This is a genomic window from Kitasatospora sp. MAP5-34 (genome assembly GCF_029894335.1).
Classification (GTDB): Bacteria; Actinomycetota; Actinomycetes; order Streptomycetales; family Streptomycetaceae; genus Kitasatospora.
Window position 1 is genome coordinate 364,105 of sequence record NZ_JARXZC010000002.1, and the last position, 13,677, is coordinate 377,781.

Below are 13,677 nucleotides of genomic sequence, written 5' to 3' on the forward strand. Positions count from 1 at the left end.
CAGCTGGTGAGCGACCTGCCCCGGGAGTCCGGGACAGGTCGCTCACCGCTGTCCCGGCGCGCGGCGCTGCTGCTCGCGGCCGGCGGGCTGGCCCAGCTCTCGCTGCCGCCGGGCCGCTCGGCGGCCACCGCCGCGCCACCGACCGGCGCGGCGGGCGTCGGGCAGCGCCCGGCCGTCCAGGCGCTGCTCGACGCGCGGGCCGAGGCCCTGCTCGGGCTGGACCGGGCCGGGCTGCTCGCCACCGTCGCCCCGGCGGCCAGGCCCGCGCAGCAGGCGGCGTACGACCGGCTGGCGCAGGTGCCGTTCGCGGCGCTCGACTACCGGCTCACCGCCTTCACCGAGCCGGAGCCGGAGCATGGGTCGGAGCCGGGGCATGGGTGGCAGCTCACCGCCACCGCCGAGCTCGGCTACCGGCTGCGGGACAACGACGACTTCCCGGCGGTGTTCACCCGGACCCTGACCTTCGTCCGGTCCGGCAGCGGTTGGCTGCTCTCCGGCGACGAGCCGGCCGGGGCCGCCGCGCTCTGGGACCTGGGTGCCGTCCGGGTGGCCCGGGGCGCGCACAGCCTGCTCCTGGGTCTGGCGGACGACAGCGCGCTCGCCCGTACGGTGAAGCTGCTGGACCGGGCGGTGCCGGCGGTCAGCGAGGTCTGGGGCAGCGGGTGGGCCGGGCGGCTGGTGGCCGAGCTGCCGGGCTCCGAGCAGCAGTTCGCCCAGCTGCTGGGCGTCCGGGCCGACGACTACCAGGGCATAGCCGCCGTCACCACCGCCGCCGCCGGTGCTCCGCACCGCACGGCCGCCGACCGCGTGCTGATCAACCCGGACGCGTACGCCATCCTCAGCGACCTGGGCCGCCGGGTCGTCACCACCCACGAGACCACCCACGTCGCGACCCGGGCGGACACCAAGCCCTGGACGCCCCTCTGGCTCTCCGAGGGCGTCGCCGACTACACCGGGTACCGGGGGACCGGTCGCAGTCCGCGACAGGTGGCCCCTGAGCTCGCCAAGGACATCCAGGCCGGCCGCCTGCCCAGGGCGCTGCCCGCCGACGCGGACTTCGCCGCCGGATCCACCGGCATCGCCCAGGCCTACGAACTCGGCTGGGCGGCCTGCGGTCTGATCGCCGCCGACTGGAGCGAACAGCGGCTCGTCCAGCTCTACCGCGCCGTCGGCGCGCGGCCGCCGGGCGCGGACCGGGACCAGTGGCTGGACGGGCTCTTCCGCGCGCAACTCGGCCTCGGGCTGGACGAGTTCCTCAAACGCTGGATCGCCTCGCTCCGGACCTCGCTGGGGTAGTCGCTCCGGGCCTCGCCGGGGTAGGGGCCGAGCTACTTGCCGGCCGGCTGGGCGCTGTCGATGCCGTCCAGGAGGTGCTGCTCGTACGCGATGCCCGGGCGGACCGGGTAGCTGCCGGGTGCGGGCGCGGCCTCGAGCGCGGGCAGGACGACCGTGCGGGCCGGTTCGGGGGCCCGGGTCGAGCGCCAGAGGCGCCGGCAGGAGAGCAGGGTGGCGGCGAGCAGCAGCAGGTTCCGTACGGTGAGCACCGCCACGCCCAGCGGCTGGCTGTTGTGCACCTGGCCGAAGAGCACCGGGAACTCGAGCGTGGTGACGGCCGTCGCGATCAGGATCAGTACCGCGACCGGCTTCTGGCTGGTGCCCCGGACGGTCAGGCAGACCGCGGCGATCCCGACCAGCCAGACCAGGTACTGCGGGCTGATCACCCGGCTGGTGATGGTGAACACCAGCAGCGCGGCCAGCGCCGCGTCGTACGTGGTGGAGGGCTGCCAGCGCTGGGCCCGCAGCCGCCAGAGCAGCAGCCAGCCGAAGCCGAGCGCGGTGGCCGCCACCGAGACCTTGGAGATCACCGAGACCCAGGGGCCGAGCATCTCCAGCGAGCCGTAGTTCATCGACACCTTGCCGTTCCAGCCACCCGCCAGGCGGGCGAAGTGCAGCGGCAGCGCGCTCAGCGACTCGACCTCGATGCCCCGGTTGGCCTGGAACTTCAGGAACTCGAAGGCGCCGTTCATCCCGGCCGCGAGCAGGAAGCCCAGTGAACCGAGGGTGGCCAGCGCGGACGTCCACGAGCGCTTGGTCCGGCGGCCGCGCGGGGTGCCCGTGAGGGCCAGCACCGGCCAGATCTTCACCAGCCCGCCCAGGCCCAGCAGCACTCCGCCGAGCGCCGGGCGCCGCAGCACCGCCAGCAGCCCGGCGACCGCGAGGGCGGTGACGATGATGTCGTACCGGCAGTAGATCGTCGGCCCGAGCAGCGGCACGCCCGCGACCCAGACCCAGGCGCCGGTGAAGCTGCGGCCCTTCCTGGTCCCGGCCCGCATCAGCAGGCCCATCGCGAGGGCGTCGAACACCCCGCAGAGCACGTAGAAAGAGACCTGGTACGACCAGGGCAGCAGGCCCGGCAGCATGATCACCAGTGCCGCGCCGGGCGGGTACTGCCAGGTCACGTCGTCCAGCGGGAAGGTGCCGGTCTGCAGCACCTCGTACCAGCCGTGGTAGATCACCGACACGTCGGCCGTGACGTCGGCGCCGGAGATCCTGATGATGCCGAGCACCATCAGGACGATCAGCACCCGGCTGACGATCCAGCCCGCGCCCAGCCCCCAGAGTGCCCCGCCGGCCTGCGCGGGAGGAGCTGCGGACAGCGCGGTGCTGCCGCTGTTGCCGGTGGCGCCGGGGTCACCGGCAGGAACCAACTCCACTTCGCTCCCTCGTTCGTCTGGACGTCACACACCACAAGCGTTGCGAGCTTGCTGCCCCCGGCCGCTCCTCGGTCCATGACCGACCGGAGCGACTTCTTTCGAACGGTGCGTGGCCTGACGGCGTTCCCGACGAGCGGTGGTGTTGACCTATGGTACGGATCAGCGACCGGTACACCGAGCACCCCCCGACCGAGCGAGCCGTGGCATGCACAAGACCTTGATCGTCACCAACGACTTCCCGCCTCGCCCGGGCGGCATCCAGGCGTTCGTCCACAACATGGCCGTCCGCCAGCCCGCCGGCAGCATCGTGGTCTACGCCTCGACCTGGCGGGACGGCACCGAGGTGGCCCGGTTCGACGCCGAGCAGCCCTTCCCGGTGATCCGGGACCGGACGAAGATGATGGTGCCCACCCCCCGGGTCACCCGGCGGGCCGCCGAGATCCTCAAGGCGGAGGGCTGCGACTCGGTCTGGTTCGGCGCCGCCGCGCCGCTCGGCCTGATGGCCCCCGCGCTGCGCCGGGCGGGCGCCGGGCGGCTGCTCGGCATGACCCACGGCCACGAGGCCGCCTGGGCCCAGCTGCCGGGCTCGCGGCAGCTGCTGCGCCGGATCGGCGCCGGCACCGACACCCTCACCTACCTCGGCGAGTACACCCGCTCCCGGATCGCGGCGGCCGTCGGCCCCGAGGCGGCGAAGCGGATGGTGCAGCTGCCGCCCGGCGTGGACGAGCAGACCTTCCGCCCGGACTCGGGCGGTGCCGAGGTGCGGGCCCGGCTCGGGCTCACCGACCGTCCGGTGATCGTCTGCGTCTCGCGGCTGGTGCCGCGCAAGGGACAGGACACGCTGATCCGCGCGCTGCCGCAGATCCTCCGGGACGTACCCGACGCCGTACTGCTGATCGTCGGTGGCGGCCCGTACCAGGCGGACCTGGAGAAGCTCGCCGAGGCGACCGGGGTGGCCTCCTCGGTCCGGTTCACCGGCGCGGTGCCGTGGTCGGAGCTGCCCGCGCACTACGGCGCCGGTGACGTCTTCGCGATGCCCTGCCGCACCCGCCGGGGCGGCCTGGACGTGGAGGGCCTGGGCATCGTCTACCTGGAGGCCTCCGCGACCGGCCTGCCGGTGGTGGCGGGGGACTCCGGCGGGGCGCCGGACGCCGTCCTGGAGGGCGAGACCGGGTACGTCGTCCCGGGCCGCGACACCGCTGCGCTGGCGGAGCGGATCGTCCGGCTGCTCCACGACGAGCAGCTGCGCGCCCGGATGGGGGAGGCCGGCCGCCGCTGGGTCGAGCGCTCCTGGCGCTGGGACACCCTCGCGGGGCGGCTGACGTCGCTGCTCGCTGCTTGACGCTGGTACCGACGAGGCGCGGGGAGCTGTGCGACCAGGCACGACGTACGTGCGTGGTTGGTCGCGCACGCAGTTGAATCAACCGAGCCCCGCGCCTCTGAAAAACCCCTGCGGGGGCTGGGCGTCAGCGCTGGTAGAGGCCCTCGATCTCGGCTGCGTAGTCCTTCATCACCAGGTTGCGCTTGAGCTTCAGTGACGGGGTGAGGTAGCCGCTGGCCTCGGAGAACGAGGTGTCGAGGATGCGGAACTTCTTCACGGCCTCGGCGTGCGAGACCGCGAGGTTGCCGTCGTCCACGGCGGACTGGATGGCGGCCAGCAGGTCGGGGTCCTGGGTCAGGTCGGCGACGGTGGCGTCGACGGGCTTGCCGTTGTCCTGCTTCCAGCGGGGGAAGAACTCCTCGTCCACGGTGACCAGGCAGGCGATGAACGGCCTGCGGTCGCCGACCACCATCACCTCGCCGACCAGGGCGTGCGCGCGGATGCGGTCCTCGATCACGGCGGGGGCGACGTTCTTGCCGCCCGCAGTGACGATGATCTCCTTCTTCCGGCCGGTGATCACCAGGTAGCCCTCGTCGTCGAGGGTGCCCAGGTCGCCGGTGGCGAACCAGCCGTCCCGCAGTGCCTCCGCCGTGGCCGCCGGGTTGTTCCAGTAGCCGGTGAACACCTGCGGGCCCTTGAGCAGCACCTCGCCGTCGTCGGCGATCCGTACCGAGGACCCCGGCAGCGGCTGGCCGACGGTGCCGATCTTCGGCTTGTCGTGCGGGTTGAAGGCGGTCGCCGCGCAGGTCTCGGTCAGGCCGTAGCCCTCCAGCACGGTGAAGCCGATGCCCCGGTAGAAGTGGCCGAGCCGCTCGCCGAGCGGCGCGCCGCCGGAGATCGCGTGGGTGGCCCGGCCGCCCAGCGCCGCCCGCAGCTTGCTGTAGACCAGCCGGTCGAAGACCTTGTGCTTGAACTTGAGCACCAGCGAGGCGCCGCCCTGGTCCAGGGCGCGGCTGTACGCGATGGCGGTGTCGGCGGCCTGGTCGAAGATCTTGCCCTTGCCGTCGGCCTGCGCCTTGGCTCTGGCGGAGTTGTAGACCTTCTCGAACACCCGGGGCACGCCCAGGATCAGCGTCGGCCGGAAGGAGGCGAGCTCGGCCGTGACGTCCTTGATGTCGGAGACGTGGCCCAGCTTGATCGGCGCTATGGCCGCCGCGATCTCGGCGATCCGGCCCAGTACGTGCGCCAGCGGGAGGAAGAGCAGGACGGAGCTCTCACCGGTCCGGAAGAGCGGCTCCAACCGGGCCGTCACGTTGCCCAGCTCGGCCATGAAGTTGCCGTGCGTCAGCTGGCAGCCCTTGGGGCGCCCGGTGGTGCCGGAGGTGTAGACGATGGTGGCGAGCGAGTCGGAGGTCGGGATCGAGCGGCGCTCGGTCACCGTGGTGTCGGGGACCTTGGCCCCCGCCTCGGCGAGCGCGGCCAGCGCGCCCTTCTCGATCTGCCAGGTGTGCTTCAGTTCGGGCAGCTGGTCCCGGAGCCCGGCCACCACGGCGGCGTGGGAGTCGGTCTCGGTCACCACCGCGACGGCGCCGGAGTCGCTGAGGATCCAGTGCACCTGCTCGGCCGAGGAGCTCTCGTAGACCGGCACGGTGACCGCGCCCGCGCACCAGATCGCGAAGTCGAGCAGCGTCCACTCGTAGCGGGTGCGCGACATCACGCCCACCCGGTCGCCGGGGGCGACACCGGAGGCGATCAGGCCCTTGGCGGCGCTGTGCACCTCCGCCAGGAACTGCGCAGCCGTCAGGTCCGTCCAGCCACCGTCCGCCTTGCGGCTGAGCACCGCGACCGCTGGGTGCTGCTCGGCGTTCTGGTGGACGAGGTCGGAGAGGTTACCGCCGCTCGGAACCTGGTAGCGGGCCGGAAGGCTGAACTCGAGCAAGGCTGCTCCTCGTCTGCGACGCTGCGGGACGGCAGGACGTTACTGCCCGGTAGGTGGATTCGACCAGGGGAGTCGGGTCCGGTGTTCGAAGAGTCACACCGCAGGTCCAGGCCGGATGGTTTCGTCTCGCACCATATGACAGCCCGCAGGTGACTCGCCGGTAGTGGGTACGGCCCCGGCGGCCCCACCGGGCTGAACCCCTCTCCAGGCGCGATAACCTGCCCTGGGCGCACACCCGAGAAGACGCGGAGGGCCGTTCCATGGCGGAACACACCAGGTCGAGCATCATCATCGCCGCGACCCCGGCCGAGGTCATGGCCGTGATCGCCGACTTCGCCGCGTACCCGGCGTGGACGGGCGAGGTCAAGGAGATCGAGGTGCTGGAGACCGCCCCCGACGGCCGGGCCACCCAGGTCCGCCTGCTGCTCGACGCCGGCGCGATCCGCGACGAGCACGTCCTCGGCTACACCTGGAACGGCGACCGCGAGGTCGGCTGGACGCTGGTGAAGAGCCAGATGCTCCGCTCGCTGGACGGCTCGTACAGCCTCGCGGCGGTGGCCGGCGGTACCGAGGTGACGTACCAGCTCGCCGTCGACGTGAAGATCCCGATGCTCGGCATGATCAAGCGCAAGGCCGAGAAGGTCATCATCGACCGCGCCCTCGCCGGACTGAAGAAGCGCGTCGAGAGCCCGCAGGGTGTCGAAGGCGCCCAGGGCGTCGAGGGACAGTGACCCGCCGGACGATCCTGGTCAGCGGTGACGGCTCGGCACTGATCGCCGCCGCCACCGCCCTGCACTCCGCCCGGCAGGGCCACCGCACCCTGCTGCTCGCCGCCGACGACCCGCACCGGACCGTGGACACCGTCCTCGGCGCCCGGCTCGGCGAGCACCCCGTCCCGTACGCCGAGCACCTCTCGGCGGCCCGGGTCGACGAGCAGGCCGCCTTCCGCAGCGCGCTCGGCGGCCTCGGCCCACGGCTCGCCCCGGCGCTCGACCTGCTCGGCGCGGCTCCGCTCGACCCCGAGGAGCTGACCCCGCTGCCCGGGACGCGGCACCTCGCCCTGCTCCGCGCACTGCGCACCGCCGACGCCGACGTCCTGGTGGTGGCCGCGCCGCAGCCCGCCGAGCTGATCGCCGCGCTCGCCCTGCCCGAACAGCTCGACCGCTACCTCGCCCGCCTGCTGCCCGAGCAGCGCCAGGCCGCCAGCGGCCTGCGCCCGCTGCTCGCCGCGTTCGCCGGGGTGCCGATGCCCGCCGAGTGGCTGTACGAGGCGCGCGGCTGGGCCGCGCAGGCCCTCGCCGAGGCCCGCTCGGTGATCGAGGCGCCCGGCACCTCCGTCCGCCTGGTGCTCGACGCCGAGAGCCACAGTCCCGACGAACTGCGCCGCATCCGGGCCGGGCTCGCCCTGTACGGGCACCAGCTGGACGCCCTGGTCGCCCACCGCGCACTGCCCACCGTCGCCCTCGACTCGCCCGACCCCTGGCTCGCGGCCCTCGCCGCCCGCCAGCACGACCGGCTGGCCGCTCTGGCCGGGGAGTTCGACGTACCGGTACTGGTCTGCCACCAGCCGGAGGCGACCCTGGAGGCCATCGGCACCGAGCTGTACGGCGACGGCGACGGCCCGGCCCCCCACGGGACCCCCTGGCGGATCGACGACCACCTCGCCGAGGACGGGCTGCTGATCTGGCGCCTCGCCGTGCCCGGCGCCGACCGGGCCGACCTCGACCTCGTACGGCGCGGCGACGAACTGGTCGTCGGCATCGGCGCGTACCGCCGGGTCCTGCCGCTGCCCGCCGCGCTGCGCCGCTGCACGGTGAGCGGCGCCGGTCTGTCGGACGGCCTCCTCTCCGTCCGGTTCACCCCGGACCCGGCCCTCTGGCCGCGCGGCAGCGCCTGACCCTCCCGGAGCCGCTCGGTGCACGTCCCGGTGCACGTCCCGGTGCGGCTCCCGTCCGGCCCCGGGGCCTCAGGCCGGTCCGGTAGCGTCGGCGGACAGCACGGTGGCCGACGGCGGCCGCCCCGAGGGAGGCGCCCGATGGCCGACGACCAGCCCAACCACGACGACCGTGACGACCGCGACGACCGTGACGGTCACGCCGGTCACGCCGGTCACAACGACCGCGACGGCCACGCCGGTCGCGACGATCACGACGTGAAGCCCGACCAGCCGTTCGCCGCCGAGCTCGGCCCGCTGGTCGAGGAGGTCCGCCGGCTCGCGGTGGCCGTGGGGGAGAAGGCCCAGGAAGTGGGCGGTCGGCTGCGCGAACAGAACCCCGAGGTCTACGGCCACCTCGCCGCCGCCGGAGGCGAGTTGCTGGCCGCCTACCGGGCCGTGGTCGCCGGTCAGGAGCGCCGCTGGGCGGCCCCTGGACACGCCGACGGCGAGCACATCGACCTTGACGAGCCGTCTGACAAGTAGTGAACCCGCAGCTCAGCACCCGTGGCAGAGCGGTCCCGAACCGTCACCCAATGAAGAAATACGTACGACTTTTGAAGCCCTAAGGTTCACTTTGGGCCAAATTGTCTTCGAATAATGTATGCGACGGTGTGTACGGGAGCACCGCTCAGCGGGTACCGTTCCGCTCAGCGGGAACGAGTGAATAGCTGAGGGACACATGGCTCTGACCATCGGCGTCGATGTCGGCGGGACGAAGATCGCGGCAGGCGTGGTCGACGAGAACGGCGAGATCCTGGCGCGGACTCGGGTACCCACCCCGGCCGACCCCCAGTGGGCGGTCGACGCCATCGCGCAGGCGGTACGCGAGCTCCGGGAGCAGTACCCCGCCGTGGTCGGCGTAGGTGTCGGAGCCCCCGGGTTCGTCGACCGGGAGCGTTCCACGGTGATCTTCGCTCCCAACATCGCGTGGGAGAACGAGCCGCTCAAGACCCGGATCGAGGAGCTCACGGGCCTCGTGACGGTGGTCGAGAACGACGCCAACTGCGCCGCCTGGGCGGAGTTCCGCTTCGGCGCGGCGGCCGGGCACTCGGACATGGTGCTGATCACCGTCGGCACCGGCATCGGCGGCGGCATCGTCCTGGACGGGCGGCTGCACCGGGGCCGCTTCGGGGTGGCCGGCGAGATCGGCCACCTCAACATGGTGCCGGACGGCCTGCTCTGCGGCTGCGGTGGCAAGGGCTGCTGGGAGCAGTACGGCTCCGGTCGCGCGCTGCGCCGCTACGGGCGGGAGAAGGCGGCCGCCGACCCGATCGCCGGCAAGCGGATGCTGGAGCTCAACGACGGCGCGGCCGAGACCATCCGGGGCATCCACATCACCGAGGCGGCCCAGGACGGCGACCCGCTCGCCCTCGAGTGCTACGACGAGCTGGCCGACTGGCTCGGCCGTGGCCTGGCCGACCTCGCCGCGCTCTTCGACCCGGGTGTCTTCGTCCTGGGCGGTGGCGTCTCCGACTCGGGCCGCCTGCTGCTCGACCCGGTCGCCAAGGCCTACGAGCAGTACCTGACCGGCGGGGTGCACCGGCCGCGCGCGGAGGTCGTGCTGGCCTCCATGGGCTCGGCGGCGGGCATCGTCGGTGCGGGCGATCTGGCGCGCATCTGACGACCGGCCTGGCGACCGGCCTGAAGACTGCTCCGACGAGCGGTCTGACGACCGGTCAAGGAAAAGCGGCGAGTTGGGCGCATCCGCCCCCGGCTCGCCGTTAGCCTTCTCCGGGTGAGCCTGCAGACCGAGCTTCCCGCACTGCCGCCCTCCGGGGCCGATCCCGACGGCGGGCGGCGGGTGCGCCTGCTCAGCTACAACATCCGTTCGCTGCGCGACGACCGGCGGGCCCTGGTCCGGGTGATCCGGGCCTGCGAACCCGATCTGATCTGCATCCAGGAGTCCCCGCGCTACTGGCGGCCCGAGGGTCAGGCGGCCTGGCTCGCCCACGAGACCGGTACGGTCATCCTCTCCGGCGGCGGCCGGATCGCCGCCGGGCCGCTTCTGCTCGGCACGCTCGGCGTGGACGTCCTGGGGACGCGCGACCGGTTGCTCCCCAAGACGCGCGGCCTGCACGCGCGCGGCTTCGCCACCGCGCTGGTCCGGGTCGGCGGGTCGGCGTCCTTCGCCGTGACCAGCTGTCATCTCAGCGTGAACGCCGACGAGCGCCTGCGCCAGTTCGCTCTGCTGCCGGGCCAGTTCGAGCCGGGCGAGCACGGTGTCATCGGCGGCGACTTCAACGAGCACCCCGAGGACCCGGGCTGGCGGCAGCTCGCCGCCACCTTCCAGGACGCTCACGTGACCGCCCCCTGGGGCGGCACCTACACCTCCCGGCCGGGTGACCCGTACCAGCGCCTCGACGCCTTCTTCGTCACCCCGGGCCTGCGGGTCCTCGCCTCCGGCGTTCCGCACGGTCTACCCGGCGTCTCCCCGGCCGACCTGGTGACTGGCACCGACCACCTCCCGGTCCTGGCCGTCCTGCGGGTGCCGCCGCCTGACGCAGCGTCAGATGCTGCGTCAGGTGAAGGACCAGCGGGTCGGTGAACCGGTGAAGTCGCCCTCGGCGAGGCCGAAGGCGCAGCCCGGCCGGACCCGGAGCGAGGCGTTGACCGCCGGGTCGAGGAAGTCGAGCGGGTAGTGGGTGGCGTACTTGGCGTTGAGCGCGTCCAGGAAGGCCTTGATGCCCGCCTGATCCCTGATCACCTCGGCGGAGCCCTCCAGTACGACGGGATCGCGCGGGTTGTCGGTGGTCACCACGCAGTCGGGGCGGGCGACGAGATTGCGCACCTTGCGTGAGCCGAGGCTGCTGCTGAACCAGAGTGCGTCGTCGAGCCAGACGCCCCATACCGGCATCACGTGCGGGCGGCCGTCCGGCTTCACGCTGGACACCCAGTAGTCGTGCGAAGTGGCCAGCCGCTGCTGCGCCCAGGACCAGGGCAGCAGGCCGGTGCCCTGGTCGGCGGGCAGGATGCCGTAACCGGGCATGTAGGGACGGTCGGCAGTGGGGGAGGCCATGGCGTCACCTCTTCAAGTCCGCGAGCCAAGGTCCGCGAGCCAAGTCCGCGAGCCCGCGCGCAATGGCACGCGCCCGGACGCACTCCGACTCTACGACGCGGATGCCGAGAGGCCCCGGTCAGACGACCGCGCCGCCGTTGGGGTCCGGGGGCTCGTCCTCGTCGTGGTCCTTCATCCGGACGACCAGGGTGACGAACCCGCCGAGGAAGGCGGACACACCGACCCAGGCGGGCCAACCGGAGACCTCGCGCCAGAAGAGGGCGTCGAAGAGCAGCAGGGCCGGGCCGCCGAGGACGGCGAGCCAGGCGAACTTGGCCGTGGTGTCGGCCGGGGGCAGTGGCGGGGGCTCCGGGGGGACGAAGTGACCCTCGTCCGGGTCCTCGGCGGCCTGGTAGTCGCGCGGGCCCGGGGTGGGCGGGCCGGCCGGGCGGGGGCGGGGCTGCGGAGTCAGGTCGACGAGGTCGTTCTTCGAGCGGAGGTTCTCGATCTCCGGCCACTCCGGGTCGTTGAGATCCACCGGGTCGTCGAACTGGGCGACCAGGGCCGCGAAGATCGCGTCCTGCTCGGCCTGGCTGCCCGCCGCAGGACGACGTACGGGCTCGCCCGAGGGCTCGCCCTTGGCACCACCCACCGCTGCGCCGTCCGTGGGAAGCTCGTCGTCGCCGCCTGTCGCCCCGCTCATCAGCACTGCCTCTCGCGCACGGCCGGCCCTTCAGCCCTGGTGGTTCTCGGCACTCACATCTTCGGCAGGCGCCGGGGCCAGCCGCCGGATGAACTCGAGGCTCGCCCCGAAGATCAGCTCGGCATCGTGATCCAGCGTCGCCACGTGGTAGCTGCGCTCGCAGAGCAGCTCGGTCACATCGGTCGAGGATATCCGGGCGAGCACCAACTCCGAGTTGGCCGGCGAGACCACGTGGTCCTGCGGGCTGTGCAACAGCAGCACCGGCTGCGTTATTTCGGGCAGCTCGGCCTGCACCGTCCTCCAGAGCCGGGTCAGCGACCAGGCGGCGTGCAGCGGGGTCCGGTCGTACCCGACCTCGGTCGATCCCTCGAGCGCGATGTCGTTGGCGACGCCGGGCATGCTCGGCACCAGGTGCCGCAGTACCGGCAACAGCACACTTGCGGGGTTGTCGGAGCGGACGGACGGGTTGACGAGCACCAGTCCGGACACGGCGGAGCCGTGCTGGGCGGCCAGGTGCAGCGCCAGCGAGCCGCCCATCGAGAGCGCGAACACGAAGACCCGCTCGCAGCTCGCCGTCAGCTCGCGCAGCTCGCGGTCGACCTCGGCGTACCAGTCCTCCCACCGGGTCACCTGCATGTCCTGCCAGCGGGTGCCGTGGCCCGGCAGCAGCGGGAGAGAGACGGTGTACCCGGCCTCGACCAGCCGGTCGGCCCACGGTCGGAGCGACTGCGGGGAGCCGGTGAACCCGTGGACGAGCAGCACCCCGACCTTCCCGCCCCGGTGGTGGAACGGTTCTGCGCCGGGCAGCAGCGACATTTTCGGGCTCCTATGCGCGGGACTCGGTATTCGGTACTTGCAGGACTTTCGGCACGTGCGAGGGTCGCGAGCACCGGTGCTGGAGCCGAATCGTCCCACGGGCCGCCCCCGCCGTACAGCCCTGGCCGGACCGCCGATGCACGTCCGGCAGCTGACAAGCATTAGGATCGACCGGTCCGCATAACAGGAGGCACCGGTTGTTCTACCGACTGATGAAGATGATCGTCGCACCACTGTTGCGCATCTTCTTCCGGCCGTGGATCGAGGGTGCCGAGAACATCCCCGATGACGGGCCCGCGATCATCGCGAGCAATCACCTCTCCTTCTCGGACTCCTTCTTCCTGCCCGCGCTGATGAAGCGCCGGGTCACCTTCATCGCGAAGGCGGAGTACTTCAACACCCCCGGTCTCAAGGGCAAACTCACCGCCGCCTTCTTCAAGGGCGTCGGCCAGCTCCCGGTGGACCGTTCGGGTGTCCGGGGAGCCGGCGAGGCCGCGATCCGCAGCGCTGTCGCCGTGATCGAGCGTGGTGAGCTATTCGGGGTCTACCCCGAGGGCACCCGCTCGCCCGACGGCAAGCTGTACCGGGGCAAGGTCGGTGGCCTGGCGCGCGTCGCGCTGGCCACCGGCGCGCCGGTGATCCCGGTCGCGATGATCGACACCGAGAAGGTCCAGCCGCCCGGCCAGGTCGTCCCGAACTTCGGCATCCGTCCTGGCATCCGGATCGGCCGCCCGCTCGACTTCTCCCGTTACCAGGGCATGGAGAACGACCGTTTCATCCTCCGTTCGGTGACGGACGAGGTGATGTACGAGATCATGCGGCTGTCCGGCCAGGAGTACGTGGACGTGTACGCGACCGCCGCCAAGCGGCAACTCGCCGACGACAAGAAGCGCGCGGACGCCGACCGCAAGGCCGAACAGAAGGCCGAGCAGAAGGCGCTCAAGGCCCAGCAGGAAGCCGAGAAGGCGGCGGCTGAGCAGGCCGAGGCCGAGAAGGCGGCGGGCTCCTCAGCCGACGACGACGGCGACGACGGCACGGACTCCGCGAAGAAGTAGCAGTAATTCGGTACGAACAACAGGGCGCGGGGAGCTGTGAACAGCTCCCCGCGCCCTTTCGGTTTCCCTCAGCCGCCGACGGTGCTCGGTGTGCGCAGCAGGTCGGCGACGATGCCGATGCCGTCGTGGGTGAGGACCGACTCGGGGTGGAGCTGGAGTCCGGCGAAGCCGGGGCCGCGCAGGGCGTGGATGTCGCCG

Annotated in this window: 13 protein-coding genes; 8 read left to right on the forward strand and 5 right to left on the reverse strand. The window is 72.4% G+C overall.

The window, feature by feature from the left end; all coding sequences use genetic code 11:
• Positions 1–6 precede the first annotated feature (6 nt).
• Positions 7–1,296, forward strand: coding sequence for a hypothetical protein (locus P3T29_RS03595; RefSeq protein WP_280714746.1), 1,290 nt, complete (start codon positions 7–9; stop codon positions 1,294–1,296).
• A 32-nt stretch (positions 1,297–1,328) separates the two neighbouring features.
• On the opposite strand, the gene P3T29_RS03600 is transcribed toward P3T29_RS03595, so the two are convergent.
• Positions 1,329–2,714 (reverse strand): glycosyltransferase 87 family protein, encoded by a 1,386-nt coding sequence (locus tag P3T29_RS03600; RefSeq protein WP_280714747.1) that lies wholly within the window; start codon positions 2,712–2,714, stop codon positions 1,329–1,331.
• 205 nt (positions 2,715–2,919) lie between these two features.
• Here P3T29_RS03600 and P3T29_RS03605 point away from each other — a divergent pair, with 205 nt between their 5' ends.
• Positions 2,920–4,056, forward strand: coding sequence for a glycosyltransferase family 4 protein (locus tag P3T29_RS03605; protein ID WP_280714748.1), 1,137 nt, complete (start codon positions 2,920–2,922; stop codon positions 4,054–4,056).
• A gap of 124 nt (positions 4,057–4,180) precedes the next feature.
• On the opposite strand, the gene P3T29_RS03610 is transcribed toward P3T29_RS03605, so the two are convergent.
• Positions 4,181–5,974 (reverse strand): AMP-dependent synthetase/ligase, encoded by a 1,794-nt coding sequence (locus P3T29_RS03610; RefSeq protein WP_280714749.1) that lies wholly within the window; start codon positions 5,972–5,974, stop codon positions 4,181–4,183.
• A gap of 260 nt (positions 5,975–6,234) precedes the next feature.
• On the opposite strand from P3T29_RS03610, the gene P3T29_RS03615 reads away from it, so the two are divergent.
• The 5 genes from P3T29_RS03615 to P3T29_RS03635 all read left to right on the forward strand — a co-directional run bounded on the left by P3T29_RS03615 (position 6,235) and on the right by P3T29_RS03635 (position 10,455).
• Positions 6,235–6,705, forward strand: coding sequence for an SRPBCC family protein (locus P3T29_RS03615; RefSeq protein WP_280714750.1), 471 nt, complete (start codon positions 6,235–6,237; stop codon positions 6,703–6,705).
• Positions 6,702–7,871: an ArsA-related P-loop ATPase gene (locus P3T29_RS03620; RefSeq protein ID WP_280714751.1), complete on the forward strand. Its 1,170-nt coding sequence runs from the start codon at positions 6,702–6,704 to the stop codon at positions 7,869–7,871. Before P3T29_RS03615 ends, P3T29_RS03620 begins: the two co-directional genes overlap by 4 nt.
• A gap of 138 nt (positions 7,872–8,009) precedes the next feature.
• Positions 8,010–8,393: a DUF5304 family protein gene (locus P3T29_RS03625; RefSeq protein WP_280714752.1), complete on the forward strand. Its 384-nt coding sequence runs from the start codon at positions 8,010–8,012 to the stop codon at positions 8,391–8,393.
• Positions 8,394–8,589: 196 nt separating this feature from the next.
• Entirely contained in the window at positions 8,590–9,531 is a 942-nt protein-coding gene (locus P3T29_RS03630; RefSeq protein ID WP_280714753.1) for an ROK family glucokinase, read from the forward strand.
• A gap of 114 nt (positions 9,532–9,645) precedes the next feature.
• Positions 9,646–10,455: an endonuclease/exonuclease/phosphatase family protein gene (locus P3T29_RS03635; protein WP_280714754.1), complete on the forward strand. Its 810-nt coding sequence runs from the start codon at positions 9,646–9,648 to the stop codon at positions 10,453–10,455.
• On the opposite strand, the gene P3T29_RS03640 is transcribed toward P3T29_RS03635, so the two are convergent.
• The 3 genes from P3T29_RS03640 to P3T29_RS03650 all read right to left on the reverse strand — a co-directional run bounded on the left by P3T29_RS03640 (position 10,429) and on the right by P3T29_RS03650 (position 12,424).
• The gene (locus P3T29_RS03640) at positions 10,429–10,926 is read right to left on the reverse strand and encodes a pyridoxamine 5'-phosphate oxidase family protein (RefSeq protein WP_280714756.1); all 498 of its coding nucleotides are present in this window, start codon (positions 10,924–10,926) and stop codon (positions 10,429–10,431) included. The genes P3T29_RS03635 and P3T29_RS03640 overlap by 27 nt on opposite strands.
• A 118-nt stretch (positions 10,927–11,044) precedes the next feature.
• Positions 11,045–11,608, reverse strand: coding sequence for a hypothetical protein (locus tag P3T29_RS03645; protein ID WP_280714757.1), 564 nt, complete (start codon positions 11,606–11,608; stop codon positions 11,045–11,047).
• 30 nt (positions 11,609–11,638) lie between these two features.
• Positions 11,639–12,424 (reverse strand): alpha/beta fold hydrolase, encoded by a 786-nt coding sequence (locus tag P3T29_RS03650; RefSeq protein WP_280714758.1) that lies wholly within the window; start codon positions 12,422–12,424, stop codon positions 11,639–11,641.
• Positions 12,425–12,621: 197 nt separating this feature from the next.
• On the opposite strand from P3T29_RS03650, the gene P3T29_RS03655 reads away from it, so the two are divergent.
• Positions 12,622–13,479 (forward strand): lysophospholipid acyltransferase family protein, encoded by an 858-nt coding sequence (locus P3T29_RS03655; RefSeq protein WP_280714759.1) that lies wholly within the window; start codon positions 12,622–12,624, stop codon positions 13,477–13,479.
• The last annotated feature ends 198 nt before the right edge of the window (positions 13,480–13,677 follow it).